25 protein-coding genes and 1 riboswitch are annotated in these 24,189 nt (G+C 69.2%); of the genes, 13 read left to right on the forward strand and 12 right to left on the reverse strand.

Annotation, left to right across the window (positions count from 1 at the left end):
* Complete coding sequence (locus IE302_RS24605) at positions 1-717, reverse strand: OmpA family protein (RefSeq protein ID WP_229907923.1); 717 nt, start codon at positions 715-717, stop codon at positions 1-3.
* 147 nt (positions 718-864) lie between these two features.
* Positions 865-1,704 (reverse strand): SGNH/GDSL hydrolase family protein, encoded by an 840-nt coding sequence (locus IE302_RS24610; RefSeq protein WP_191256818.1) that lies wholly within the window; start codon positions 1,702-1,704, stop codon positions 865-867.
* 272 nt (positions 1,705-1,976) lie between these two features.
* Here IE302_RS24610 and IE302_RS24615 point away from each other — a divergent pair, with 272 nt between their 5' ends.
* Positions 1,977-2,660 carry a DUF3159 domain-containing protein gene (locus tag IE302_RS24615; RefSeq protein ID WP_191256819.1) on the forward strand — a complete coding sequence of 228 codons (684 nt, stop codon included), beginning with the start codon at positions 1,977-1,979 and terminating at the stop codon, positions 2,658-2,660.
* An 84-nt stretch (positions 2,661-2,744) separates the two neighbouring features.
* On the opposite strand, the gene IE302_RS24620 is transcribed toward IE302_RS24615, so the two are convergent.
* Positions 2,745-3,719 carry an N-acetylglucosamine kinase gene (locus IE302_RS24620; protein WP_191256820.1) on the reverse strand — a complete coding sequence of 325 codons (975 nt, stop codon included), beginning with the start codon at positions 3,717-3,719 and terminating at the stop codon, positions 2,745-2,747.
* Positions 3,716-4,759: an SIS domain-containing protein gene (locus tag IE302_RS24625; RefSeq protein ID WP_039918896.1), complete on the reverse strand. Its 1,044-nt coding sequence runs from the start codon at positions 4,757-4,759 to the stop codon at positions 3,716-3,718. Before IE302_RS24625 ends, IE302_RS24620 begins: the two co-directional genes overlap by 4 nt.
* A gap of 140 nt (positions 4,760-4,899) precedes the next feature.
* On the opposite strand from IE302_RS24625, the gene IE302_RS24630 reads away from it, so the two are divergent.
* The gene (locus tag IE302_RS24630; RefSeq protein WP_005160527.1) at positions 4,900-5,655 is read left to right on the forward strand and encodes a GntR family transcriptional regulator; all 756 of its coding nucleotides are present in this window, start codon (positions 4,900-4,902) and stop codon (positions 5,653-5,655) included.
* A 290-nt stretch (positions 5,656-5,945) separates the two neighbouring features.
* Positions 5,946-7,457: an MFS transporter gene (locus IE302_RS24635; protein ID WP_191256821.1), complete on the forward strand. Its 1,512-nt coding sequence runs from the start codon at positions 5,946-5,948 to the stop codon at positions 7,455-7,457.
* A gap of 297 nt (positions 7,458-7,754) precedes the next feature.
* Here the strand turns inward: IE302_RS24635 and IE302_RS24640 are convergent, their stop codons facing one another.
* A complete protein-coding gene (locus IE302_RS24640; RefSeq protein WP_191256822.1) occupies positions 7,755-8,693 on the reverse strand; it encodes a threonine ammonia-lyase in 939 nt (312 codons plus the stop codon).
* Positions 8,694-8,843: 150 nt separating this feature from the next.
* Between IE302_RS24640 and IE302_RS24645 the strand changes: the two genes are divergently transcribed.
* The gene (locus tag IE302_RS24645; RefSeq protein WP_191256823.1) at positions 8,844-9,569 is read left to right on the forward strand and encodes a hypothetical protein; all 726 of its coding nucleotides are present in this window, start codon (positions 8,844-8,846) and stop codon (positions 9,567-9,569) included.
* A gap of 135 nt (positions 9,570-9,704) precedes the next feature.
* Here IE302_RS24645 and thiE read toward each other — a convergent pair whose 3' ends face one another.
* On the reverse strand, positions 9,705-10,370 hold the full coding sequence (thiE, locus tag IE302_RS24650; protein WP_191256824.1) for a thiamine phosphate synthase: 666 nt from the start codon (positions 10,368-10,370) through the stop codon (positions 9,705-9,707).
* Positions 10,371-10,400: 30 nt separating this feature from the next.
* Positions 10,401-10,508, forward strand: a riboswitch (TPP riboswitch).
* On the opposite strand from thiE, the gene thiO reads away from it, so the two are divergent.
* From thiO to IE302_RS24670, 4 genes are all read left to right on the forward strand, one after another.
* Complete coding sequence (gene thiO / locus IE302_RS24655; protein WP_191256825.1) at positions 10,502-11,575, forward strand: glycine oxidase ThiO; 1,074 nt, start codon at positions 10,502-10,504, stop codon at positions 11,573-11,575. It overlaps the preceding riboswitch by 7 nt.
* Positions 11,575-11,775 (forward strand): sulfur carrier protein ThiS, encoded by a 201-nt coding sequence (gene thiS / locus IE302_RS24660; RefSeq protein ID WP_005160548.1) that lies wholly within the window; start codon positions 11,575-11,577, stop codon positions 11,773-11,775. Before thiO ends, thiS begins: the two co-directional genes overlap by 1 nt.
* A 10-nt stretch (positions 11,776-11,785) precedes the next feature.
* On the forward strand, positions 11,786-12,544 hold the full coding sequence (locus IE302_RS24665; RefSeq protein WP_191256945.1) for a thiazole synthase: 759 nt from the start codon (positions 11,786-11,788) through the stop codon (positions 12,542-12,544).
* Positions 12,545-12,653: 109 nt separating this feature from the next.
* Positions 12,654-13,088 (forward strand): MarR family winged helix-turn-helix transcriptional regulator, encoded by a 435-nt coding sequence (locus IE302_RS24670; protein WP_191256826.1) that lies wholly within the window; start codon positions 12,654-12,656, stop codon positions 13,086-13,088.
* Here the strand turns inward: IE302_RS24670 and IE302_RS24675 are convergent.
* Positions 13,085-13,885: an ion transporter gene (locus IE302_RS24675; RefSeq protein WP_191256827.1), complete on the reverse strand. Its 801-nt coding sequence runs from the start codon at positions 13,883-13,885 to the stop codon at positions 13,085-13,087. The genes IE302_RS24670 and IE302_RS24675 overlap by 4 nt on opposite strands.
* A 53-nt stretch (positions 13,886-13,938) precedes the next feature.
* Entirely contained in the window at positions 13,939-14,769 is an 831-nt protein-coding gene (gene thiD / locus IE302_RS24680) for a bifunctional hydroxymethylpyrimidine kinase/phosphomethylpyrimidine kinase (protein WP_191256828.1), read from the reverse strand.
* Between the two features lie 141 nt (positions 14,770-14,910).
* Between thiD (IE302_RS24680) and IE302_RS24685 the strand changes: the two genes are divergently transcribed.
* Positions 14,911-15,897 carry a phosphatidylinositol-specific phospholipase C domain-containing protein gene (locus IE302_RS24685; protein ID WP_229907924.1) on the forward strand — a complete coding sequence of 329 codons (987 nt, stop codon included), beginning with the start codon at positions 14,911-14,913 and terminating at the stop codon, positions 15,895-15,897.
* A gap of 92 nt (positions 15,898-15,989) precedes the next feature.
* Here IE302_RS24685 and IE302_RS24690 read toward each other — a convergent pair whose 3' ends face one another.
* Positions 15,990-16,913, reverse strand: coding sequence for an NADP-dependent oxidoreductase (locus IE302_RS24690; protein WP_191256830.1), 924 nt, complete (start codon positions 16,911-16,913; stop codon positions 15,990-15,992).
* A gap of 88 nt (positions 16,914-17,001) precedes the next feature.
* On the opposite strand from IE302_RS24690, the gene IE302_RS24695 reads away from it, so the two are divergent.
* Positions 17,002-17,400: a winged helix-turn-helix transcriptional regulator gene (locus tag IE302_RS24695; protein ID WP_191256831.1), complete on the forward strand. Its 399-nt coding sequence runs from the start codon at positions 17,002-17,004 to the stop codon at positions 17,398-17,400.
* A gap of 64 nt (positions 17,401-17,464) precedes the next feature.
* Here IE302_RS24695 and thiD (IE302_RS24700) read toward each other — a convergent pair whose 3' ends face one another.
* Together thiD (IE302_RS24700) and thiC are read right to left on the reverse strand one after the other, a co-directional pair.
* Complete coding sequence (gene thiD / locus IE302_RS24700; protein WP_191256832.1) at positions 17,465-18,280, reverse strand: bifunctional hydroxymethylpyrimidine kinase/phosphomethylpyrimidine kinase; 816 nt, start codon at positions 18,278-18,280, stop codon at positions 17,465-17,467.
* Positions 18,277-19,920: a phosphomethylpyrimidine synthase ThiC gene (gene thiC / locus IE302_RS24705; RefSeq protein ID WP_167406268.1), complete on the reverse strand. Its 1,644-nt coding sequence runs from the start codon at positions 19,918-19,920 to the stop codon at positions 18,277-18,279. Before thiC ends, thiD (IE302_RS24700) begins: the two co-directional genes overlap by 4 nt.
* A gap of 294 nt (positions 19,921-20,214) precedes the next feature.
* On the opposite strand from thiC, the gene IE302_RS24710 reads away from it, so the two are divergent.
* Entirely contained in the window at positions 20,215-22,383 is a 2,169-nt protein-coding gene (locus IE302_RS24710; protein WP_191256946.1) for a glycoside hydrolase family 15 protein, read from the forward strand.
* Between the two features lie 92 nt (positions 22,384-22,475).
* Here the strand turns inward: IE302_RS24710 and IE302_RS24715 are convergent, their stop codons facing one another.
* Entirely contained in the window at positions 22,476-23,048 is a 573-nt protein-coding gene (locus IE302_RS24715; protein WP_191256833.1) for a peptide deformylase, read from the reverse strand.
* Between the two features lie 158 nt (positions 23,049-23,206).
* Here IE302_RS24715 and IE302_RS24720 point away from each other — a divergent pair, with 158 nt between their 5' ends.
* A complete protein-coding gene (locus tag IE302_RS24720) occupies positions 23,207-23,518 on the forward strand; it encodes a DUF3263 domain-containing protein (RefSeq protein WP_005160574.1) in 312 nt (103 codons plus the stop codon).
* On the forward strand, positions 23,515-24,159 hold the full coding sequence (locus IE302_RS24725; protein ID WP_191256834.1) for a LytR C-terminal domain-containing protein: 645 nt from the start codon (positions 23,515-23,517) through the stop codon (positions 24,157-24,159). The genes IE302_RS24720 and IE302_RS24725 overlap by 4 nt, the downstream gene beginning before the upstream one ends.
* Positions 24,160-24,189 lie beyond the last annotated feature (30 nt).

The raw sequence follows: 24,189 nt of genomic DNA on the forward strand, positions 1-24,189 counted from the left end.
TCACCTCTGTTCTGCCGTGATGTCGACGCGGCGGCCCTCGCCGCTCGCGCCGTCGGAGGTCCTGCGTTGGGTGGAGTACGCCTGGTCGCGCTTGACCCCGTTGCGCTCCAGCAGCCGCTCCACCGTCAGCGCCCGGTTCAGGGAGAGCTTCTTGTCCGAACCGGTCGCCACCGTGCCGGTGATCCGGAATCGCAGCTCGCGCGGCGCGTCCGTCAGGAGCTTCGCGATCTCCAGCGCACCGCGTTCACCGTCCGCGGTGAGATCGGTGGTGTCCGGTTCGAAGGTGATCGGCGTCGCGGCCAGCAGGCGGTCGATCTCGGCCTGGAAACCGGCCTTGTCCGTCGGCTTGGCCGGAGCCGTGGGGCTGGGCGGCGGGCTCGGTGGAGCGGGCGGGCTCGACGGTTCGCCGCTGGTCGTCACCGGCCCGGCGGGCGGCGCGGTGTCACCGGAGATCTCGACCGTGCGGACCCCGTCGATCCGCTGGATGGCGTCCATCGCCTGCGCGGCCTTGTCGGGCGGGAAGCCGGTGAGGTTCGCGTCGCGGCCGGAGAAGGTCACCTCGCCGCCGGAGACGCCCATGTCGGCGAGGGCGTCTTTCGCGCGCGCGGTCAGGCCGGCCTCGATGTCGTCCGAGGTCGACCAGACGGAGATCGCCGTCAAGGCGAGCGTGACCAGCAGCGCTGTAGGCAGCAAGCGGCTCCAGCGTGTACCGGGCATGAAGGGACTGTAAGCCGCGTACGGCGCGGGTGCACTGGACGATCAGGACATAACCCGGTCGGGTGACGTAGACGCCGAAGGGGCCCTTCCCCGCTTCTCAAGCGGTGAAGGGCCCCTTCGTGGCGCCAGATGAGGGGAAAGTCCCCTTCAGCTCGCGTGGTGGTGGATCTCCCGCAGGTCCTTGGCCGGGAGCGAGACGCCTGTCGACTCGATCTGCTCCAGCGGGAGCAGCGGCGCGAGCTCGGGACGCTTCGGGGACAGGCCGTCCCCCATGGACTCGCCCTTGAGCTGACGCCGGATCCACGGCAGCAGATGCGCCTTCGTCCACTCCAGGTCGGAGCGGCGCGAGGTGATCCAGGTGCTCGGCTGCTCGGACGCCGGCCACGGCTCGCGCCAGTCGTCGGCGACTGGGACGCCGAGGACCTCGGCCGCGCGCAGCGCGATCCGCCGGTGGGCCTCGGGGGTGAAGTGCAGCCTGTCGTCGCTCCAGGCGCGGCGGTCGTGCAGCGGGGCCATCGCCCACATGTCGACCATCTTGGCGCCGTGCCGGTCGGCGATCGCCCACAGATGCGCGTTGTAGATGCCGACCTTCCCCCGGAGGACGTGCATCACGGACAGGTACTTGGTGTCCGGGCCGTTGAAGATGAGCACCGGGATCCCGGCCTCGCGCAGCTTGGCGACCCCCGCCTCCAGCCGCGCGGCGACGGCGTCCACGTCCGCGCCGGGCACGATGATGTCGTTCCCGCCCGCGCACAGGGTGACCAGGTCCGGCTTCACCGCGAGCGCGATCGGCAACTGCTCTTCGAGGATCTCGTCGAGCATCTTCCCGCGGAGGGCGAGGTTCGCGTACTGGAAATCGTGCCTGCCTTCGGCGAGGATCTCCGCCAGCCTGTCCGCCCAGCCCCTGAAGGTGCCGTCGGGCAGATCATCGTTGAGTCCTTCGGTGAAGCTGTCACCGATCGCCACGTAGCTGTCGAATCCGTACACGTTGGGTCCCCTTCCGTCCGTGTGCCCCCGGTTGGTACTTGTACACCACAACTAACAGCTGAGAGCGCCCCTGCAATCCCACTGGCCGAAACCCGTGGTTCAGCCCGCTGACACAGTCTCTTATTTTGTCGGACGTCCATGCATCTCCATTACTGGGATGTACACTCCTGGGCTGCGCAGATTCACCTCAAGCAGGTGTGAAACGGACACGGTATGTGGCGAACGTCTCCCCGCCCGGGTGTCCGGGGTCATGGATCCGGCAGGCTGTAAGGGTGACCTCACGACCCCCGCGCGAGTCGCTCGCCCAGATCCTCGGCGGGCGGCGTGGCGCCATCGACGCGAGTATCCCGCCCGCGGCCTTCGTCCTGGGCTGGCTGATCGCGGGCCAGTCGATCGCCTGGGGTGCCGGGGTGGCCATCGGGGTGGCGGTGCTGCTCGGCGCGTACCGGGTCGCGCGCGGCGACAAGGCGCGCGCGGTCGTGGTGAGTCTCGCCGCGGTGATCGCGGCCGCGCTGATCGCGCTGCACACCGGCCGCGCCGAGGACTTCTTCCTCATCCAGCTGCTGTCCAATGTGGCCAGCGCGCTGCTGTGGGCGGCCAGCATCGTGGTCCGGTGGCCGTTGCTCGGCGTCGTGGTCGGGCTCGTCATCGGGCAGAAGACCCGCTGGCGCCGCGATCCCGCGCTGCTGCGCGCTTATTCGCGGGCCAGCTGGGTGTGGGTCTTCCTGCAGTACACGCTGCGCGTGGTCGTGTACGGCTCGCTGTGGTGGAGCGGGCAGGTGGTCGCGCTCGGCATCGCGCGGACGGTGCTCTCCTGGCCGCTGGTCGCGGTGACCGTCGCCGTGAGCGGCTGGGTGCTGTACCGGACACTGCCGCCGGAACATCCCGGTCTGCGGGTCGTGGAGGAGAACGGAGACCCCTCGGATTCGGAGCCCGACGGGCTACCCAGGACATAAGGCGGCCCCCGGCGAGGGGGGAGGGTCCGGGGGCCGGGTCCTACGGTACCCGGAGTTCGCCCCCGGAGTCGATGGTTTGGTCTTTTAGGGCGCGTTTTTGGTGTTTTCCGCTGCTGACACCGGTCGTGGCGCCCCTTCTCCGTACGCGTCGACGGCGGCGAGCCACGCCGCCCCCAGAACACCGTCGGTGCTGGTCAGGACCTCGACCCCGGCGAGTTCGGCGCGGACTTTCGCCCCGACCGGGCCTTCCGGTGACAGCACGCTGCCCACGAGGACGATCGGCGTGGTCTCGCCGGGATCCCGCGCGGCCATGACGTTCGTCACCAGATGGGCCGCCGCACGGGTGGTGATCCCGTCCGCCGCCGGGTCGCCTTCGCGGTCGGCCTCGCTGACGAACGGGGCGAACCTGGCGAGCCGGATCGGTGCCTCGGAGTTGGCGCTCGTGATGAGCGCGCGCCACAGCGCACCCCGGTCGCCCGGGGAGTCCACAGCGGACGGACCGAGCGCTTCGGCGAGCACGGCGCGCGCGAGCGGACCGGGTTCGCTGCCGAGGCTCAGAACATCCAATGTGGAGCGAACGGCCTCACGGCCCAGCCAGTACGCCGAACCTTCGTCACCCAGCAACCAGCCGTAGCCGCCGGCGGTGGAAACCACGCGCCTGCCGCGGACCCGGCCCGCGATCGACCCGGTGCCCGCCACGAGGACCGAACCGTCCGGCGAGGAAGTGGCCGACGCGTAGGCGACCTCGGAGTCGGGGACCGTCCGCACTGGACTGATCCCCGCGTCCTTCCACGCGGTTTCGAAGATCCCCGCGATCGCCGGATCGCTCAGCTTGCTGACCCCGGCCATGCCGACGACGCACGCCGCGGTCGCGGCCGGGTCCAGCCCGCCCAGCGCCGCGGTGATCGCGCTCGCGATCCGTGCCGCCGCTTCCGACGGCGGATGGGAGTTGGGGTTCGCCCCGCCCGCGCGCCCGGCGCCGAGCACGACGCCGGAGGCGTCGACGGCGATCGCTCGCGTCGACGTGCCCCCGGCGTCCACCCCGATGACGTGAGTCACCGGGTCTTGGTCACCTTGAGCAGCCCGCGAGGGCTGTCCGGGTCACCGCCGCGCGCCAGCGAAAGGCCGAGCGCGATCCGCTGGATGGGCAGGATCTCCAGGATCGGGGCGACCTCTTCGGCGGACGGCGCGACACCGATCCGCAGCGCCGCGGGGACGTCGGCCGAAGCCGAGCCGACCGCGAGCACGTCCGCGCCGCGCTTGCCGACGGCCTCCAGGACCTCCTGCATCGCGCCCACGCCGTGTCCCTGGCTCGTCACCGCGAGCACCGCGGTCTCGCCGTCGACCGCGGCGACCGGGCCGTGCAACAGGTCCGCGCCGCTGTACGCGCGGGCCGCGAGGTAGCTCGTTTCGGCCAGCTTCAACGAACCTTCCAGCGCCGAGGCGTAGGAGTAGCCGCGGCCGGTGGTGAGCACCCGGTCGACGAAGCGGTAGCGGTCCACCGCGCGCTGGACGCCTTCGTCCGCGCCGTCGAGGGTCTGCTGCGCGAGTTCGCCCAGCTTTTCCGCGTCTTCGCCCTTGCCGCCGCGGACCGCGTCGATCAGCAGGTAAAGGGAGAGCAAGGTGGCCGAGTACGTCTTCGTGGCGGCCACGGCCTTTTCCAGCCCCGCGCCGATGTCGACGCCGAGTTCGGCGGCGGCGCGCAGCGGCGACTCCGGGGTGTTGGTGACCGAGACGGTCAGCGCTCCCTGGCGACGCGCGGTTTCGGTGACCTCGATGAGATCCGGCGAACCGCCGCTTTGGCTTACTGTGATGAAGAGAACGTCCCGCAGATCGGGACGGGCGCCGTACAAAGTCGCGGTGGAGGGCGAGACGAGACCGCAGGGGAGACCGAGGAGTACTTCGATCAGGTACTTCGCATACAGGGCGGCGTGGTCGCTGGAGCCGCGGGCGGCGAGCAGTGCGAACCTGGGCGGGCGCTTGGAGATGGCTTCGGCCACCTCGGCGATTTCGGCCTGTCGCTCCACGATTCCTGCCAGAATGGCGGGTTGCTGGGAGATCTCCGCGGCCATGTGCTCGCCGGGGCGCTGTTCGGTCATCTCGTTCCCTTCCACCGGGACGTCCTTCGTCCCCCGAGTAGGTCTAGACCAATGCTAGCCCGAATGGACGTTTGTGGTGAAGGGTACGTTTCCTAGCGGGGACGGTGCGCGTTTGAGTGGGAAGGCTTAGGGAGTCGGTCATGTTGGAGACAACCACCGCGAGTGAGGCGGGCGCTACGGCTGGGATGCGCGGGCAGCGCGAACCCAAGTACTGGGCGCTGAAACAGCATCTGCTCGATCTGCTCGACGCGTTGCCGCCCGGGTCGCCGATCCCGACGGAACGGGCGCTCGCGGGGGAATTCACCGTTTCGCGCACCACGGTCCGCCAGGCGCTCGCCGACCTCACCGCCGAGGGCAGGCTCCACCGCGTGCAGGGCAAAGGCACCTTCGCCGCCGAGCCGAAGCTCGCCCAGCGCCTGCAGTTGTCGTCCTACACCGAGGACATGCGCAAGCAGGGCCTCAAACCGTCGTCCAAGCTGCTGGAGATCGACGAACTCCCGGTCGAGGCCGATCTGGCGAAACTCCTCGGAATCCGGGTCGGCGCGAAGATTCTTCGTCTTCGCCGCCTCCGGCTGGCCGATTCGCAGCCGATGGCACTGGAGACCACGCATCTCCCACTCGGCCGCTTCCGCGGTTTGCGCAAACACGTTTCCGCAGGTGGTTCGCTGTACGCCGTGCTGAGGGAGCACTACGGCGTCGAGCTGGAAAGGGCCGAGGAAACGATCGAAACCGCGCTCGCCGGACCACACGAGGCCGAGATGCTCGGCGCCGACGTCGGAATGCCGATGTTGCTCCTTTCGAGGCATTCTTTCGCCACGGACGGAAAACCGGTCGAGTTCGCGAGGGCGATCTACCGAGGCGACCGTTACAAATTCGTCACCACGCTGCTTCCTTGAGGCGCGCTGACGGAAACGTTTCGCAGGGCGCTGGACCGAAGAGAACTCGCGTGATCTTGTAAGGCGCCCTACAAAACGTTTCCGTGGCCTTCGGCCGAAAGAGGGCGCGCCTGTGCGGACTCCCCGTCGCGCTGACGCGCGTTCGGGGAGTCGGGTCCGCCGTTTCCATTGTTTCGGTCCCGAAATCTCTGACGTGTCAGGTATCTCTGGGTGTCGGAAGAGATCGTTTTTCCGGGGAAAGTGCCGGTTTCGCGGTGGCTTGGGGCGGGGTGGCGTGCTTCAGTCGACTTATGACTGACGGGGCGGGAATCCGCTGGGGGACGCCGGTGGCGCGCGGTGTGCTCGCGACGACCATCGTGGGCTCGGGCATGGCGATGCTCGACGGGACGATCATCAACGTCGCGCTCCCGAGGATCGGCGAAGAACTCGAAGCCTCCGTCGCGGGCCTGCAATGGATCCTCGACGGCTACCTGCTCGCGCTCGCCGCGCTGATCCTCGTCGCCGGTTCGCTCGGCGACCGCTACGGCCGCCGCCGGATGTTCCTCGTCGGCGTCGTCTGGTTCGGGATCGCCTCCGGGCTGTGCGCCGCCGCGACGACGACCGAGATGCTCGTCGCGACCCGGATCCTCCAGGGGATCGGGGGAGCTTTGCTCACGCCGGGCTCGCTCGCGATCCTCCAGGCCTCCTTCACCCACGACGACCGGGCCCGCGCGATCGGCGCCTGGTCCGGGCTCGGCGGCATCGCGGCGGCGGTCGGCCCGCTGCTCGGCGGCGTCCTGGTGCAGGTGTGGTCCTGGCGGCTGGCGTTCCTGATCAACCTGCCGCTCGCCGCCGTCTGCGTCCTGCTCGCCCGGCGCTACGTGCCCGAGTCCCGCGACGAGGAGGCGACCGGGCATCCGGACTTCACCGCGGCCGCCGTCGGCGCGATCGGCCTCGCCGGCCTCACCGGCGCGCTCGTCGAGGCGCCCGGACGCGGCATCGGCGACGTCGTCGTCCTGGTGGCCATCGTGCTCGGCGTCGCGGGGCTCGGGGCGTTCCTGGTCATCCAGCACCGCTCGGCCGATCCGCTGGTGCCGCCGAAACTGTTCCGCGACCGGACGTTCAGCCTCGCCAACGCGCTGACCTTCGTCGTCTACGCGGCGCTCGGCGGCGTGATGATGCTGATGGTGATGCAACTCCAGGTGTCGCTGGGCTATTCGCCGACCGCGGCCGGGCTGGCCGGGCTGCCGATCACCGTCATCATGCTGCTGTTCTCCGGCCGGTCGGGCGCGCTCGCGCAAAGGATCGGGCCGCGCGCGCAGCTGGTCATCGGCCCGATCCTGGTCGGCGTCGGCATGCTCCTGCTGATGCGCGTCGGGCCGGGGTCTACGTACCTCGGGTCGGTGCTGCCCGCCGTCGTCGTGTTCGGCGCCGGGCTGGCGACCGTCGTCGCGCCGGTGACCGCGACGGTGCTGGCCGCCGCGCCGGACCGGTACGCCGGCGTCGCCTCCGGGGTCAACAACGCCATCGCCCGGTCCGGCGGCCTGCTCGCGATCGCCGTGCTGCCCGCCGTCGCCGGGCTCTCCGGCGCCGCCTACACCGATCCGGTCGCGCTGACCGCGGGCTGGCGGACGGCGTTGCTGGTGTGCGCGGCGCTGGCGATCGGGGGCGGGCTGATCGCGCTCGGCATCCACAACGGCGTCCTCGACGCGCCTTCCGCCCCGGAAGCCGAGCCCGACGAGTCACCGCATCCGGGTGAATGTCTCCATTGCGGGGTCGACTCGCCGCCGACGCACGTGCGGCCCGCCGGTCACCCGAGCTAGCCGGTGCGGGTTGCCCACCTGCTTGCAGTACATGAAGGCCCCCTTCCTTGCGCCAGGCGCAAGGAAGGGGGCCTTCATGTACTTGGGAACGTGGCGATAGCGACCCCGAGCCACAGCTCGCCAGGCACGCGGCCCTGCCGAAACGTGTTGTGAAAGCCACTTTCGCAACCTTGAACGTTGTGAAAGTGGCGTTCACAACGCTGCCTTGCCGACGGATCGCATCGGGTCGAGGGGGTCGTGAGTGGTAAGTGACGTTAGAACGTCACTTACCACTCACGACCACCTGGACCGAACGCGTCAGGCCAGCAGGTCGGCCAGCGTCGCCGGGTCCAGGTTGCCGCCCGAAACGACCGAAACGACCTTTCCCGGCGGCAGCGCGTCGCGGTGGGAGAGGAAAGCGGCGGTCGCGGTGGCCCCACTCGGTTCGGCGATCAGGCGGGCACGGTGCGCGAGCGTCCGGACGGCGTCCCGGATCTCGGCCTCGGAGACGGTGATGACGTCGTCGAGCACCGTCTGTAGGTGGGCGAAGGTCAGGTCCGACGGCTGGGCGCGCAGACCGTCCGCGCTGGTGCGTGCCCGCAGGTCCATCGGCCACTCGATCCGCCTGCCCGCGCGCAGGCCCTCGGCGGTGTCGGCCGCGAGCTCGGGTTCGACGCCGATGACCTTCGCGCCGGGGAGCAGCGCCTTGATCGCCGTGCCGACGCCCGAGGCCAGCCCGCCGCCGCTGAGCGGCACGAGCACCACGCCGGCGTCCGGCAGGTCTTCGGCGATCTCCAGGCCGACGGTGCCCTGTCCGGCGATGACGTCGCGGTGGTCGAACGGCGGGATCATGGTGAGCGCCCGCTCTTCGGCGACGGCGAGCGCGGAGGACTCCTGGCGGTCGATCGGGACCTCGATGACCTCGGCGCCGAGCGCCTTGGTGGCTTCGACCTTGGCGCGCGGCGCGACGTCCGGGACGATGATCGTCGCGGGGATCCCGAATCGCTTCGCCGAGTAGGCGACCGCTTGCGCGTGGTTGCCACTGGAGAACGCGCAGACGCCGCGAGCGCGCCGATCCTCGTCCAGCGCGGCGATCGCGTTGTAGGCGCCGCGCACCTTGAAAGCGCCGATCGGCTGGAGACTCTCCGGTTTGAGCCACAACGGCGCCCAGGATTGTTCCAGTAACGGTGTGCGCACCGCGGCGCCTTTGACACGGCTCGCCGCGTCGCGGATTTCCTCGATCGAAACCAGGTCCATACGTCCTATTATGTCAAGGAGTTGTGAACCATGGACAGTCCTTTTTGGACGGACGGCGTGGCGCTCCTCACGTGTGGACAACGAAGGGAGCATCCCGCGCGCCTTAATCGTTGGAACCGGGTGAGGACCGACTAGCTGCAGAACGGGATCATGACCAAGGAGACCTCCGAAAAGGACGCCGAGAAGACCGAAAAGACGGAAAAGCAGGGCAGGATCGTCCAGGTGACGGCGGCCGCGATGGCCGCGATCACCGCGGCGCTGCTGGGTTCCACGCTGGGTGTGGCGGGAACGGTGGCGGGCGCCGGGCTGGCGAGTGTGATCACCACGCTCGGCGGCGAGTTGTACCTGCGTTCGCTGCAGCGGACGAAGGACGCGGCGCTCAAGGCGGGGATGGTGCTGACCGTTCCCGGACGCCGCAAGGTGATCGACCCGGCGGAGCAGGAGACCGTCCGGCTCACCCCTGCGGAGGAGGAAGAGCCTGCCGGGCGGAAGTTCAAGCCGCGCTGGGCGGTGATCGCCGGGGTCAGCGTGGTGGCCTTCGTGGTGGCGCTCGTCGCGATCACCGGGTTCGAGGGCGCGACCGGGAAGACCTTCGGCGGCGGGACCGGCACGACCCTCGGGAAGATCGTCGGCGGCGGGCAGGACCAGGAGCGGCAGGACAAGCACGACACCCCGCCCGCGACGTCCCCCTCGGAGACCCAGGACAACCAGCCCGACACGACGCCGTCGACCACGCCGACCCCCTCGACGACGCCGACCGCGCCGACGACCACCCAGGCGCCCCCGACGACGCCGTCCACGACGCCTTCGACCTCTCAAGCGCCCTCGACGACCCCCTCGGCCCCGGCCCAGGCCTCGGGTACCCCCGCGCCCTGACCCTCCGGGACCCCTGATTCCCCGCATTTCGTCCTCTGGATGCGGTAGTTCGCATCCCCGACTACCGCATCCAGAGGACGAAACGCGGTAGTTGCGCGCGCAAGGACCGCATTCAGAGGACGAAATGCGTGGGCGTCAGGCGAGGGCGGAGCGAAGTGCGCGAGCGGCCGCCTCGGGGTCTTCGGCCTCGGTGATCGCCCGGACGACGACGATCCGCGACGCCCCCGCGTCCAGCACCTCGGGCAGCCGGACGGCGTCGATCCCGCCGATCGCGAACCACGGCCGTGACGTGCCGAACGCGGCCGTCGCGCGCACCAGGTCGAGCCCGGGAGCGGAACGACCCGGCTTCGTCGGCGTCGGCCAGCACGGGCCGGTGCAGAAGTAGTCCACGCCGGGTTCCCCGGCGGCGGCCTCGGCCTGTTCGGCCGAATGGGTGGAGCGGCCGATCACCACGTCGTCGCCGAGGATCCGCCGGGCCAGCGTCACCGGGATGTCGTCCTGACCCAGGTGCAGCACGTGCGCGCCGACGGCCAGCGCGACGTCCGCGCGGTCGTTCACCGCCAGCAGTTTGCCGTGCTTCTCGCACGCCTCCGCCAGCACTTCCAGTGCGGCGATCTCGTGTTTCGCCTCGATCGGCGCACCGCCGGTCTTGTCCCGCAACTGGATGATGTCGACCCCACCGGACAGGGCCGCGTCGGCGAATTCGGCGAGATCGCCGCGACCGGACCGGGCGTCGGTGCAGAGGTACAGGCGGGCGTCCGTGAGGGCGGCGCGGAGCTGAGGACCAGACAGGGTGGGCATGGCGGCGACGGTACCCGCGCGCTACGGTGGGGTGGTCCGCACGGGAGCCCGAGGACGGGCTGAGAGGGAGCCGAAACCGCTCCGACCGTGGAACCTGATCCGGGTCATGCCGGCGCAGGGAGCGTGATCGCATGAACGAACTTTCGGTTGTCGGCGGCGGGGTCATCGGCCTCTCGGTCGCTTGGCGCGCGTCCGCGCGCGGTCGTCGCGTCACCGTGTACGACCCCGAGCCGGGACGCGGCGCGTCGTGGCTCGCGGGCGGCATGCTCGCGCCGGTCACCGAGGCCTGGCCCGGCGAGGAGGACGTCCTCACCCTCGGCGAGGCGTCGCTGCGGCGCTGGCCGGATTTCGCCCGTGACCTGGCCGAAGAGGGTGCCGACCCGGGCCTTTCGCCGCACGGCACGCTCGTCGCCGCGCTGGACAGCGCCGACGCGGGCAACCTCGAAATGCTCGCCGCGTACCTCACCGAACTCGGCCGCGAGGTCGAGCAGCTGACCGGTCGCGAGGCCCGCCGCGCCGAACCCGGTCTCGCCGGGTCCGTCCGAAGTGGACTCTTGGTGCCCGGCGATCTGGCCGTGGACAACAGAAGGCTGCTGAACGCCCTCAAACAGGCTTGCGGCAAGCACGGCGTCGAGTTCCGCCACGAGACGGTCACCGCTCTCGAACACCTCGATGGTGACGTCGTCCTCGCCGCCGGCGCCTGGACCGGACGCCTGCACCCCGCGCTCGCGGACGCCGTCCGCCCGCTGAAGGGCGAGATCCTCCGGCTGCGGCCGCGCCGGGGCTGCCTGCCGCCGCCGACCCGGACCGTCCGCGCCATGGTCGAGGGCCGTCCGATCTACCTCGTCCCGCGTGACGACGGCGGGCTGGTGCTCGGCGCGACCCAGTACGAGGCCGGTTTCGACGAGACCGTCACCGTCCGGGGCGTTCGTGAGCTGCTCGAAGGCGCGGAGCGCGTCTTCCCGGGCATCACCGAGTACGAACTCGTCGAGACCGCCGCCGGGCTTCGCGCGGCGAGTGTCGACACGATGCCTTTCATCGGTGAGCTGGGCGAAGGTGTCTTCGCCGCTACGGGTCACCATCGCAACGGTCTCCTGATGGCCCCGGTCACCGCGGACGCCGCGGTCGCCTGGCTGGACGGCGGGCCGTTGCCGGACGAGGTCGCGGCGGCCGCGCCGTCGCGGCGCAGCGAGGAGCGAGTGTGATGGAGATCCAGGTCAACGGCCAGTGGCGTGAGTTCCCCGACGGGACCACCGTCGAGGGGGTACTGGAGGCGCTCGGCACGGCGACGAAGGGCGTCGCGGTCGCGGTGGACGGCGTCGTCGTCCGGCGCGGCGAATGGCCGGAAGCCGTGGTGCGCAAGGGCGCCAGCGTCGACATCCTCACCGCGGTCCAAGGAGGCTGAAATGTCCGGCATGGACGGCGACCACCTCGTCATCGGCGAGCACAAGCTCTCGTCGCGGCTGATCATCGGCACCGGCGGCGCGGCGAACCTCGCCGTGCTGGAACGCGCGCTCGTCGCGTCGGGCACGGAACTGACCACCGTCGCGATGCGCAAGGCCGACGCCGAAGGCGGCTCCGGTGTGCTCGAACTGCTCCGGCGGCTCGGCATCCGGCTGCTGCCCAACACCGCGGGCTGCCGGACGGCCGCCGAAGCGGTTCTCACCGCCCGGCTCGCCCGCGAAGCCCTCGAAACTGACCTCGTCAAGCTTGAGGTCCACGCGGACGACCGCACGCTCCTGCCGGACCCGTTCGAGACCCTCGAAGCGGCCGAGCAGCTCACCGCGGACGGCTTCACCGTGCTCGCCTACACCAACGACGACCCGGTGCTGGCGCTGCGGCTGGAGGAGGCGGGCTGCGCGGCCGTGATGCCGCTCGGCGCGCCCATCGGCACCGGTCTCGGCATCCGGAACCCGCACAACATCGAGCTGATCGTGTCGCGCGCGGGCGTCCCGGTGATCCTCGACGCCGGGATCGGCACGGCTTCCGACGCGACGCTCGCGATGGAGCTCGGCTGCGACGCCGTCCTGCTCTCGACCGCCGTGACCAGGGCCGCGGATCCGGAGCGGATGGCTTCGGCGATGCGCGCCGCCGTCACCGCGGGCCGGCTGGCCGCCGGCGCGGGCCGGATCCCCCAGCGGTTCTGGGCACACGCTTCGAGTCCGCCTCGATAACCCTTTTGTACGGTTCACGGCCTTAACCGGGAGTACGCACGGGGAGCCCGTATGGTTGACGGCACTCTCCGGCGGCGTACCCGCCGCCGTGTACCCAGAGGAGCCAGTGGTGACCACGTCAGCGGTCCAGGATGTTTCGGGCAGGTTGTTCCTGGCGGTGGGCCGATTGTCACGGTCACTGCGCCAGGCGGGTGTGCCCGGACCGGGCCATGGTGCGATCTCCGCGCTCGCGACGCTCGTGAACTACGGACAGCTCCGTCTGGGTGATCTCGCGGCGAAGGAAGGCGTCGCCGCGGCCACCATGTCGAGGATCGTCGCTTCGCTGGTCGAAGCGGGCTACGTCAGCCGTGAATCGGACCCGATCGACAGGCGGGCCTGGCTCGCGAAGGCCACCGAAGAGGGCGAGCGGCTGGTTTCCGGCGTCCGTTCGACGCGGGTACGCGAACTGGGCACGCGCCTCGACCGGCTGACCCCGGAGCACCAGGCGGCGCTCGCGGCGGCCCTGCCCGCCCTCGAAGCCCTTATCGCGGACGACGATCGCTAGACGTTCTGACGTAGCTCCGCGACTTCCGCACGAAGGGCGCGGAGCTCGTCCAGGATCTCCGTGTTCGCCCGAGCCTGGGCTTCGGTCTGCTTCGCCTCTTCCTCGCGGATGTCCTGGCGAAGCTCGTCCTCCATCCCGCTGACCACGACGGCGATGAAGAGGTTCAGCACCGCGAAGCTGGACACGAGGATGTAGACCACGAAGAACACCCAGGCCATGGGTGCTTCCTTCATGATCTCCTTGGCGATGTCCGGCCACGCCTCGCCGGTCATCACCTGGAACAGCGTGAACAGCGACGTGCCGAGATCCCCGAAGTTCTCCGGCGAGATCGCGCCGAACAGCTTCGTCGCCATCACGCCCGCGACGAAGATGATCAGCGCGAGGAGCGCGGCGATCGACGCCATCCCGGGGATCGACGCGAGCAGACCGGTGACGACCTTCCGCATCGACGGCACGACCGAGATCAGCCGCAGCACCCGCAGGACCCGCAACGCCCGCAGCACCGCGAACGGACCGGTCGTGGGGATCACCGCGATGCCGACCACGAGCAGGTCGAAGATGTTCCACGGATCGCGGAAGAACTTCCCGCGATAGGCGTAGAACTTCGCGGCGAGTTCGAGCACGAAGATCGTGAGCGCGACGTAGTCGACCGTATGCAGCAGCCGCCCGTACTCCGCGAGCATTCTCGTCGAGGTCTCCAGGCCGAGCGTGACGGCGTTGAAGACGATCACCGCGATGATGAAATTCTGGAATGCGCGGGCCTCGACGAATTTGGCCACCCGCTCGCGTCCGGACACGCCCCACCCTTGTTCGTTGGCCCGTTTCGGGCAGATCGTAACCGGCCGGGTACTCAGTGCTCCGGTGCAAGCCGCCAAAACGCCGAAACCGGACCGACCTTCGCGCCCATGGGGTAGGCGTTTTCGACCGCCTGTGAGACGAACCACTTGCCGTAGCGGGCGGCCTCCACGACGGACATCCCTTTCGCGAGACCGGCCGTCAGCGCCGACGCCATGGTGTCCCCGGCGCCGTGCGTGTGCTGCGTCGCGAACCGCTCGCCCGGCAGTTCGACGAACGTAGAGCCGTCGAAGAGCACGTCGACGCATTCGGGGTCGGAGACGAGATGGCCGCTCTTCACGAGCACGTACTTCGGCCCGAGCCGGTGCAGGACGACCGCGGCCTGGTGCATCTGTTCGCGGGTGGTCACGGTCATGCCGGTCAGCAGGCGGACCTCGTCGAGGTTCGGCGTGAGGACGGTCGCGCGCGGCAGGAGCTCGTCGCGCAGCGCCACCAGCCCGGCCTCGTCGAACAGCGGATGCCCGTGCATCGACGCCGCGACCGGGTCGACCACGAAGGGCACCTTGGCGTCGCGGCCGATCTCGGCCTTGTCGCAGGCCGCGGCGACGGCGTGGATGATCTCCGCCGACGCGAGCATGCCGGTCTTGGCCGCGTTGACGCCCATGTCGGCGGCGACGGCCTCGATCTGCCCGGCGACGATATGCGCCGGGATGTCGGTGCGGTCGTGCACGCCGAGGGTGTTCTGGACGGTCACGGCGGTGACCGCGACCAGGCCGTGCACGCCACAGGTGAGGAACGTGCGCAGGTCCGCCTGCAGGCCGGCGGCGCCGCCGGAGTCGGACCCCGCGATGGTCAGCGCCGACGGCGGGCTCGGGTTCTCGCTCATGAGTTCATTTTCCCGACTGGTCCTTTTGGATCAACAGGGGTTCGGCCGCACCTGATCACGGTGGCACAGTGTGTGAGCCAGTGCACTTCCCGCGTGCGAAAGGGCTCGGATGAAACTCCTCCCGCGGTATCCCTCGCCGTCGTGATCGTGGCGGCTTCGCTGTCCGGAACGGTCGCGAACGCCGAGGCCGCCAAGGTCTCCCACGTGACCACGGTCGGCGTCCACAACACCTACGAGACCGGCGCCTACGACTATCTGGCGCGCTCGCTGGACGCCGGTACCTCGCTGATCGAGCTCGACGTCTGGCCGAACATCATCACTCGCGAATGGAAAGTGAGTCACTCGAACCCGTTGGGGAACAACAACAACTGCGTCGCGGCGAGTACGCCGTCGCAGCTGTACTCCGGTGGGCGGAACAAGAACCTCGAACACTGCCTCGACGACATCCGCGTCTGGCTGGGCGCGCATCCGGACAGCGAACCGGTCACGCTCAAACTGGAGATGAAGACCGGGTTCGCGGACAACCGCGGCCTCGGCCCGGACGAACTCGACGCGTCCATCCGGGCACATCTCGGCAGCGCGGTCTTCCGTCCGGCGGACCTGCTCGGCGGCTACGCGACACTCGACGACCCGGCCAAAGCGGACAACTGGCCTTCGCTGGACGCGTTGCGGGGCAAGGTGATCATCGAGGTCATCCCCGGCACGGTCGAAGAGGGCAATCCGACGGACACGCTCAAGACCGACGTCGAGTACGCGCGGTACCTGCGGTCGCTCAAGGACGCGGGCCGCGTCGGAGAGGCGCAGATCTTCCCGACGGTGCACGGCGCGGCGCCCGGTGACCCGCGGACGAAGTACGCCGACACCGGGCTGCGGCCGTGGTTCGTGGTCTTCGACGGCGACGCGAACACGTTCCTCACGCAGACCGGGCCAGGTTGGTACGACGACAACCACTACTACGTGGTGATGACCGACGCGCACAAGGTCGCGCCGGCCATCGATTCCCGTGCGCCGTCCGTGGAGGAGGCGAGCGCGCGGGCGGCTCTGCTGGCGAAGAACCACGCGTCGGTGCTGACCTCGGACTGGACGGGGCTGACCACTGTGCTTCCGCTGGTCCTTCCGCGCGGCTAGTTCACTATCCGCACGTGAAGCCCCGCATTTAGTCCTCTGGATGCGGTAGTCGCGCACGCAAGGACCGCATCCAGAGGACTAAATGCGTGGGGTCAGACGGTCAAGACGAGCTTCCCGGTGACACGGCCGCCTTCGCCGACTTCGTGCGCCTTGGCGACGTCCGCCAGCGGGAAGGTCTGCTCGACGTGGACGCGCAGTTCGCCCTTCTCGATCAGTTCGGTCAGCGCCAGCAGGCCGAGCTGATCGGGTTCGGCGAGCATCCCCGACGTCCGCACGCCGAGCTTTCCGGCCTTGGCGGCGACGGCCTCGCTCACGCCACCGGGGACCGCGATGAGCAGGCCGCCCGGCTTCACCGCGTCCAGCCAGCGGAGGTCGCTCTCCTCGCCGACCAGCCCGAACACGACGTCCACGCCGGACGCCGTCGCGTTCTCGTCGCGGTAGTCGATCGGCTCGTCGACGCCGAGCTCGCGGAGGAAGTCGTGCTTCCCGGCGCTCGCCGTGCCGAGGACGTACGCGCCGCGCGCCTTCGCCACCTGGACGGCGAGGTGCCCGACGCCGCCCGCGGCCGCGTCGATCAGCACGCGCTGCCCTGGCCGGACGTCGGCGATGTCCACCAGGCCCTGCCACGCGGTGAGCCCGGCGAGCGGCAGCCCGGCGGCCTGCTCGTGGCTCAACGCGGTGGGTTTGCGCACGAACTGGCGGGCGGGCGCGGTCACGTATTCGCCGTAACCACCGGCCTGCCGGGGGAACCACGGGAAGCCGAGGACCTCGTCGCCCACGGCGAAGTGGGTCGTGCCGACGCCGAGTTCTTCCACGACCCCGGAGACGTCCCAGCCGAGGACGAACGGCGGCTCGCCCATGAAGACGCCGTACGCCCGGGTCTTCCAGTCGACCGGGTTGATCCCGGCGGCGCGCACCCGCACGAGCACCTCCGTCGGACCGGGGGCCGGACGGTCGGTCTCGGTCACCTCCAGCACTTCAGGGCCACCAAGCCGCTGCTGGGTCACGACGCGCATCGAAAGCTCCTCCGTTGTTGGTGCTTTCCATGTTCGGCTGCATGGTCACTTTTCGCCAGAAGGCACTTAAAGGTAAACTAGGTACCTGATGGAAACTACCTGTGAAGTGCCGGAATCGCCGTGGGACATCTATCTGCGGAACTGTCCGTGCCGCGACGTCCTCGATCTGCTCGCCAACAAGTGGACCGCGCTGGTGCTCGGCGCGCTGTCCCGGCGGCCGCACCGGTTCGGTGAACTGCGCCGCGCGGTCGGCGGGATCAGCCAGAAGATACTGACCCAGAACCTGCGTGCCCTCGAACGCGACGGCCTGGTCACGCGCACGGTCTTCCCGACCACGCCGCCGACCGTCGAGTACGCGCTGACCGAACGCGGTTCGAGCGCGAGCACGCTGCTCATGGCGGTCAGCGAATGGTCGGTCGCCAACTTCGACGGGATCCTCGAATCCCGGAAGGGCTACGACTCGCGGGTGATGGAGCCCGTCGGCTGACGCATTTAGTCCTCTGAATGCGATCGTTGCTCACGCAAGGACCGCATTCAGAGGACGAAATGCGTTACTTCAGGCGCCAGAAGGGCGAGACGGGGCCGACGCCCGCGCCCAGCGGGTACGACTCCGCCACACACCGCTCGATGAACCGTTTCCCCTCGGCGACCGCCGTCGGCACATCGGCCCCCTTCGCCAGCGAAGACGTGATCGCCGAAGCCATCGTGTCCCCGCCGCCGTGCGTGTTCCGCGTGTCGAACCGCGGCCCGCTCAGCTCGACCCAGGAAGTGCCGTCGGACAACAGGTCCACGCAATCCTGAGCCGCGTCGAGATGCCCGCCCTTGACCAGCACCCACTCCGAACCGAACTCCAGCAGCGCTTCCGCCGCCTCCCGCTGGGACGCCGGGCCGGTCACGTCGACGCCGGTCAGCAGTCGCACCTCGTCGAGGTTCGGCGTGATCAGCGTGGCGCGCGGGAACAACTCGGTGCGGATCGCCTCCAGCGCCTCCTCGCGCAGCAGCGCGTGCCCGGTCATCGAAGCAGCGACGGGATCCACGACGAACGGCGTGCCCGAAGGCCGTCCGATGTGGACTTCGTCGAGCGTCTTGGCGACGGCGTTGATGATCTCGGCCGTCGCGAGCATCCCGGTCTTCGCCGCGTCGACGCCCATGTCCCCGGCGACGGCCTTGATCTGGCCGGTGACGACGTCGACCGGGATCTCGCTGAAGCCCTGCACGCCCAGCGAGTTCTGCACGGTGACCGCGGTGAGCGCGACCATCCCGTGCACCCCGTTGGCGAAGAAGGTCCGCAGGTCGGCCTGGATGCCCGCACCACCACCGGAATCCGATCCGGCGATGGTGAGGGCGGTCCGGGGTGTCGCTGTCACTGATTGACCACCGGCAGGTACACCTTGTTGCCCTGCTCGGCGAACTCGGTCGACTTCTCCGACATGCCCGCCTCGATGGCCTCCACAGTGGACAGTCCGTGTTCCTCGGCGTACTTGCGGACGTCCTGGGTGATGCGCATCGAGCAGAACTTCGGCCCGCACATCGAGCAGAAGTGCGCCGTCTTCGCCGGTTCCGCGGGCAGGGTCTCGTCGTGGTACGCGCGGGCGGTGTCCGGGTCCAGCGACAGGTTGAACTGGTCGTTCCAGCGGAATTCGAAGCGGGCCTTGGAAAGCTCGTCGTCCCACTCCTGCGCGTACTGGTGCCCCTTGGCGAGGTCGGCGGCGTGCGCGGCGATCTTGTAGGTGATGACGCCGGTCTTGACGTCGTCGCGGTTCGGCAGGCCCAGGTGCTCCTTGGGCGTGACGTAGCAGAGCATCGCCGTGCCGTACCAGCCGATCTGCGCCGCGCCGATGGCCGAGGTGATGTGGTCGTACGCCGGCGCGATGTCGGTCGCGAGCGGGCCGAGGGTGTAGAACGGCGCCTCGCCGGTCAGCTTCTCCTCGAGTTCGACGTTCTCCTTGATCTTGTGCATCGGCACGTGGCCGGGGCCCTCGATCATCACCTGGACGTCGTGCTCGCGGGCGATGTGCGTGAGCTCGCCCAGGGTCTCCAGTTCGGCGAACTGCGCGCGGTCGTTCGCGTCGGCGATCGAGCCGGGACGCAGGCCGTCGCCGAGGGAGAATGTGACGTCGTACTCGCGCAGGATTTCGCAGAGCTCCGCGAAATTGGTGTACAGGAAGGATTCCTTGTGGTGCGCGAGGCACCACGCAGCCATGATCGAGCCGCCGCGCGAGACGATGCCGGTGACCCGGCGCGCGGTCAGCGGGATGTAGCGCAGCAGCACCCCGGCGTGCACGGTGACGTAGTCGACACCCTGTTCACACTGCTCGATGATGGTGTCGCGGTAGACCTCCCACGACAGCTTTTCCGGCTCCCCGTTGACCTTTTCCAGCGCCTGGTAGATCGGCACGGTGCCGACCGGGACCGGCGAGTTGCGGACGATCCATTCGCGCGTCTCGTGGATCCGCTTGCCGGTGGAGAGGTCCATGATCGTGTCGGCGCCCCAGCGGGTGGCCCACACCATCTTGTCGACCTCTTCCTCCACCGAGGACCAGACGGCCGAGTTGCCCATGTTGGCGTTGATCTTCACCAGGAAGTTCTTGCCGATGATCATCGGCTCGGTCTCCGGGTGCTTGCGGTTGGCGGGGATCACCGCGCGGCCACGCGCGACCTCGTCCCGCACGAATTCCGGCGAGCAGCGCTCGCGTGCCGCGACGTACTCCATCTCGCGGGTGATGACGCCCTGTTTCGCCCAGCCCAGCTGGGTATTGTGCTCACGACCGTCGGCCCAGCCGGCGCGCAGCCGGTGCAGTCCACTGTGGACATCGATCTGCGCGTCGTCGTCGGTGTACGGGCCGGAAGTGTCGTAAACGTCGAAATGCTCGCCGTTCGAAAGATCGATCCGCCTCGCGGGGACCCGGAGACCGGATTCCGTCTGGTGGTAGACCTTCCGCGAACCGGTGATCGGTCCGGTGGTGACGGTCGGCGTGATGGCAGACTCGTTCTCAAGAGTCGTCAACGACGTTCACTCCCTACGCCGGCATTACCCGGTCAGGTTCATGCGGTCGGCGGCGCCGGGTCTTCTAGAAAGACTCCAGCCGCCCTCTCAGCCCGCCATGGCGCGAGCTCCCGCGGTTGTTTGGTTGTGCCCCGACCATGCCACGCCGGGGCCGCCGCAATCAACCCGCCTCGGGGTGGATCGTGTGACGACAAGTCGACAGCGTTGATGGTTCACCGGTTCGGGTCCTGTGCCTGCACGGGATTCACGACAGAATCCGGAGGTTCTGCACCGTTACAGAAGTCTGGGGTGAAGATGCGAAAACTCATGCTCCCGGCGTTGGCGGGCGTGCTGATCGCGGGGCTGGTCCCTGCGGTGGCCGCGGCCCAGGGCAGTGAGGCGCCAGGAGCGCCCGGCGCCCATCCGAGCTGGCTCCCGGCGGACAAGACGGGTTTCGGCACCGCTCGCGAACGGGCGAGCAACGTCTGGTTCACCCTGCAGGGCGGCCGGATGTCCGAGGTCTACTACCCGGATCTGTCCACGCCGGGCGTCCGGGCGCTCGACCTCGTCGTCACCGACGGGAAGAGCTTCGCGACCGTCGATTCCTCGGCCAAGGCACAGCGGGTGCGCCGCACCGAGGGCCTCACCTACGAACAGACGATCACCGACGACCAGCGCCGCTGGAAGCTCCGCAAGACCTACGTCACCGACCCGGCGCGCGCGAGCGTGCTGATCGACGTCGACTTCGTTTCGCTGACCGGCAGCCCGTACCAGGTGTACGCGGTCGCGGATCCCGATCTCACCAACGAGGGTTCCGACGACTCCGCGCGCACCGACGGCACGAGCGCGGTGTCCTCCGACGCGAAGACGGCGGCCGCGCTGACCGCGGAACCGGCGTTCTCGCGGACTTCCGTCGGCTACTCGGGTTCCTCCGACGGCATCACGCAGTTGACGAAGTCCTTCACCCTCAAGGACTACGCGACCGCGGCCAAGGGCAACGTGCTGGTCACCGGGCAGACCTCCGCCGACGGGGTCCGGTCGCGGGACTTCACGCTTTCGCTCGGAATGGGCGCGAAGGGGTCCGACGCGCTCACGAACGCGAAAGCCTCGCTGCGACGCGGATTCGCCGACACGGCCCGCGCGTACGACCGCGGCTGGAAGCAGTACCTCCGCCAGGTGAAGGACGCGCCGTCGTCGCTCAAGACCAAGCAGGAGCGGGACCTCTACCAGGCGTCCGTGCTCATGCTCGCGGCGAGCGAGGACAAGATCCACCAGGGGGCGCTCATCGCGTCGCCGAGCATGCCGTGGCGGTTCGGGAACAACGACCCCGAGTGGTCGCCGTCGGGCACGTATCACCTGGTCTGGCCGCGTGACCTCTATCAGATCGCGACCGGCCTGCTCGCCGCCGGCGATCGCGCCGCCGCCGACCGGTCGGTCGACTACATGTTCGGCACGCAGCAGCTGCCGGACGGGCATCTGCCGCAGAACAGCCACGTCGACGGCACGCCGTACTGGACGTCCATCCAGCTCGACGAGACCGCGCTGCCGATCGTGCTCGCGCAGCAGCTCGGCCGCACCGACGCCAAAACCTGGCAAGGTGTGCGCAAGGCAGCGGAATTCCTGTTGTCCTACAAGGCCGAAAACGGGCACGCGTCGCCGTACAGCCAGCAGGAACGCTGGGAGGAACAGGACGGCTACTCGCCTTCGACGATCGCCGCCGTGATCGCCGGGCTGGTCTGCGCGGCGGATCTCGCCAAGGCGAACGGCGCCGCCGCCGACGCGAAGCGCTATCTCGACACTGCCGACGCGTTCAAGGCGAAACTCGCCCGCTGGACGGTGACCACGAACGGTCCGCTGTCGAAGGACCCGTACTTCGTCCGGCTGACCAAGGACGGCAACGCGGACAACGGCACGAAGTACAACCTCGGCAACTCCAGTGTGACCATGGACCAGCGTGCCGTGACGGACGCCGGTTTTCTCGAACTGGTGAGGCTGGGCATCTACCGGGCCGACGATCCGGTGATCCTCAACAGCATCAAGGTCACCGACGCCGACATCGCGTTCACCACCCCGACGGGGCAGTTCTGGCACCGCTACACGAAGGACGGGTACGGCGAGAAGGCCGACGGCTCACCCTGGGACTACACGTTCCCGGCCGAGAGCCGGACCACCTACGGGCGGCTGTGGCCGCTGCTCGCGGGCGAACGCGGCGAGTACGACCTGGCCGCCGGTGACCGGGGTACGGCCGCGAAGCGCCTTCGCGACCTGGGGCGCGTCAGCAGCTCCGGGGACACCATGCCGGAGCAGGTCTGGGACGAGAACGCGCCTTCGGGACAGCCGGGCTTCCCGGCGGGCACTCCGACGGCGTCCGCGACGCCGCTGGCGTGGACGCACGCGCAGTACCTGCGGCTGGCTTGGTCGGTGCAGGCCGGGAAGGTGATCGAGCAGCCTCGGGTCGTGCGCTGTCACTTCCTGGGTTGCTGACCCTCGCGTACGCGACTGCAATGAAGGGGCCTTTCATAGCAAAATTTGCTATGAAAGGCCCCTTCATTGCAGTGGGGGCAGGTGCGAGAGGGTCAGTCGTCGGCGGACTCGGGCTGCGCCTCCGGCAGCCACGAGTTGCCCGGAACGCCCCACTTGTTCGCCTTGAGCATCTTCTTCGCCGCGCGCGCGTGCCGCCCGACCAGCCGGTCGAGGTAGATGAAGCCGTCCAGGTGGTCGGTCTCGTGCTGCAGGCAGCGCGCGAAGTACCCGGTGCCTTCGACCTCGATCGGATTGCCGTCGACGTCGAAGCCGGTGACCTTCGCCCACGAAGCGCGTCCGGTCGGGTACGACTCGCCGGGAGCCGACAGGCAGCCTTCCCAGTCGTCGTCCGGATCCGGCATGGTCTCCGGGATCTCCGACGTCTCGAGCTTCGGGTTCACCACGACGCCCTTGTGGCGCGTGCCCTCGTCGTCGGGGCAGTCGTAGACGAACACGCGCTGGTCGAGGCCGATCTGGTTGGCCGCGAGGCCGACCCCTTCGGCGGCGTACATGGTCTCGAACATGTCGTCGATGAGCGTGCGCAGCTTGTCGTCGAACTCGGTGATCTCCCGAGTCGGGTTGTGCAGCACGGGCTCGCCTGCGATCACGATGGGATGGACGGTCACGCGCGCAGTTTAGTCGGACCCTTCTGGTAGACCCTTACCCATGACGCGCCGACGCCGATACCGAGGCCGGGCGCCGCATCCGTGGTCTAATGGCGCCGCGGAATGACAAGCCTGTGGTTTCACGCCCGCCGAGCACTGACCTGATTGCGAGGAGTCGGATGGACGCCGCGGAGTCGATGGCTGAGCCCGACCAGCCGTCCCCGTCGGAGACCGTGAACGGCCTCAGCGAGCGCGAGCTCGACATGCTCGCGTTCGAACGTCAGTGGTGGAAGTACGCCGGCGCGAAGGAACAGGCCATCCGCGAACGCTTCTCGATGTCGTCGACACGCTACTACCAATTGCTGAACCGGCTGCTCGAGAAGACCGAAGCCATGCAGGCCGATCCGATGCTGGTGAAGCGCCTGCGCAAGACGCGAGCGGCCCGGCAGCGCAACCGCGCGGCCCGGCGACTGGGGATCGATCTCTCATGAGTCTGTTTTCGGGTCTGTCCCGGCCGATGAAGGCCGCCGGACTGGCCTTGGTCGGTGTCGCCGTGATCGCCGCCGTGATCGGCGGGATCACCCTGACCAGCGGCGGCGGTGACTCGGACACCGCCACGCCGCCCGGTACGCCCCCCGCGACCTCGGACGGCGCCACCCCGCCGTCACCCCAGCCGTCGGGCACGCCTCCGGCCAGCTCACCGCCCGCCTCGTCGGCACCGCCGTCGAGCGCGCCCGCGAGCTCCGCGCCGCCCGGGAGCCAGCCGGGTCAGCCCGGCCAGACCGGTCAGCCGGGCCCGGGGCAGCCCGGTGGCGACCAGCAGGCATCGCACAAGTGGGTGACCGTGCGCGTCTACAACAACAGCATGATCACGGGGCTCGCCGAGCGGGCTGCGAACGACTTCCGCGCCTCCGGCTGGAACGTCACCGAGGTCGGCCCGTACAAGGGTGCGCTCCCGAAGTCCGCGGCCTATTACCGGCCGAACACCGACGAGGAGGCCGCGGCGAAGGCGCTGGCGCTGGAGTTCGGCATCGAAGCCCAGCCGAGGTTCAAGGAGATTCAAGACGCCGCGCAAGGCTTGATCGTTATCCTCACCAAGGACTACGACGCCAACGACAAAGACGGCTCCTAGCAGTACATGAAGGCCCCCTTCCTTGCGCCA

This window comes from Amycolatopsis oliviviridis (assembly GCF_014654365.1).
Taxonomy (GTDB): Bacteria; Actinomycetota; Actinomycetes; order Mycobacteriales; family Pseudonocardiaceae; genus Amycolatopsis; species Amycolatopsis oliviviridis.

Excerpts from the sequence above, each read along its gene's own strand:
- IE302_RS24605 (WP_229907923.1), bottom strand. The coding sequence starts at position 717 with ATGCCCGGTACACGCTGGAGCCGCTTGCTGCCTACAGCGCTGCTGGTC.
- IE302_RS24625 (WP_039918896.1), bottom strand. The coding sequence starts at position 4,759 with ATGACCGAACAGCGCCCCGGCGAGCACATGGCCGCGGAGATCTCCCAG.
- IE302_RS24630 (WP_005160527.1), top strand. The coding sequence starts at position 4,900 with ATGTTGGAGACAACCACCGCGAGTGAGGCGGGCGCTACGGCTGGGATG.
- IE302_RS24635 (WP_191256821.1), top strand. The coding sequence starts at position 5,946 with ATGACTGACGGGGCGGGAATCCGCTGGGGGACGCCGGTGGCGCGCGGT.
- IE302_RS24640 (WP_191256822.1), bottom strand. The coding sequence starts at position 8,693 with ATGGACCTGGTTTCGATCGAGGAAATCCGCGACGCGGCGAGCCGTGTC.
- IE302_RS24645 (WP_191256823.1), top strand. The coding sequence starts at position 8,844 with ATGACCAAGGAGACCTCCGAAAAGGACGCCGAGAAGACCGAAAAGACG.
- thiE (WP_191256824.1), bottom strand. The coding sequence starts at position 10,370 with ATGCCCACCCTGTCTGGTCCTCAGCTCCGCGCCGCCCTCACGGACGCC.
- thiO (WP_191256825.1), top strand. The coding sequence starts at position 10,502 with ATGAACGAACTTTCGGTTGTCGGCGGCGGGGTCATCGGCCTCTCGGTC.
- thiS (WP_005160548.1), top strand. The coding sequence starts at position 11,575 with ATGGAGATCCAGGTCAACGGCCAGTGGCGTGAGTTCCCCGACGGGACC.
- IE302_RS24665 (WP_191256945.1), top strand. The coding sequence starts at position 11,786 with ATGGACGGCGACCACCTCGTCATCGGCGAGCACAAGCTCTCGTCGCGG.
- thiD (WP_191256828.1), bottom strand. The coding sequence starts at position 14,769 with ATGAGCGAGAACCCGAGCCCGCCGTCGGCGCTGACCATCGCGGGGTCC.
- IE302_RS24690 (WP_191256830.1), bottom strand. The coding sequence starts at position 16,913 with ATGCGCGTCGTGACCCAGCAGCGGCTTGGTGGCCCTGAAGTGCTGGAG.
- IE302_RS24695 (WP_191256831.1), top strand. The coding sequence starts at position 17,002 with ATGGAAACTACCTGTGAAGTGCCGGAATCGCCGTGGGACATCTATCTG.
- IE302_RS24710 (WP_191256946.1), top strand. The coding sequence starts at position 20,215 with ATGCGAAAACTCATGCTCCCGGCGTTGGCGGGCGTGCTGATCGCGGGG.
- IE302_RS24720 (WP_005160574.1), top strand. The coding sequence starts at position 23,207 with ATGGACGCCGCGGAGTCGATGGCTGAGCCCGACCAGCCGTCCCCGTCG.
- IE302_RS24725 (WP_191256834.1), top strand. The coding sequence starts at position 23,515 with ATGAGTCTGTTTTCGGGTCTGTCCCGGCCGATGAAGGCCGCCGGACTG.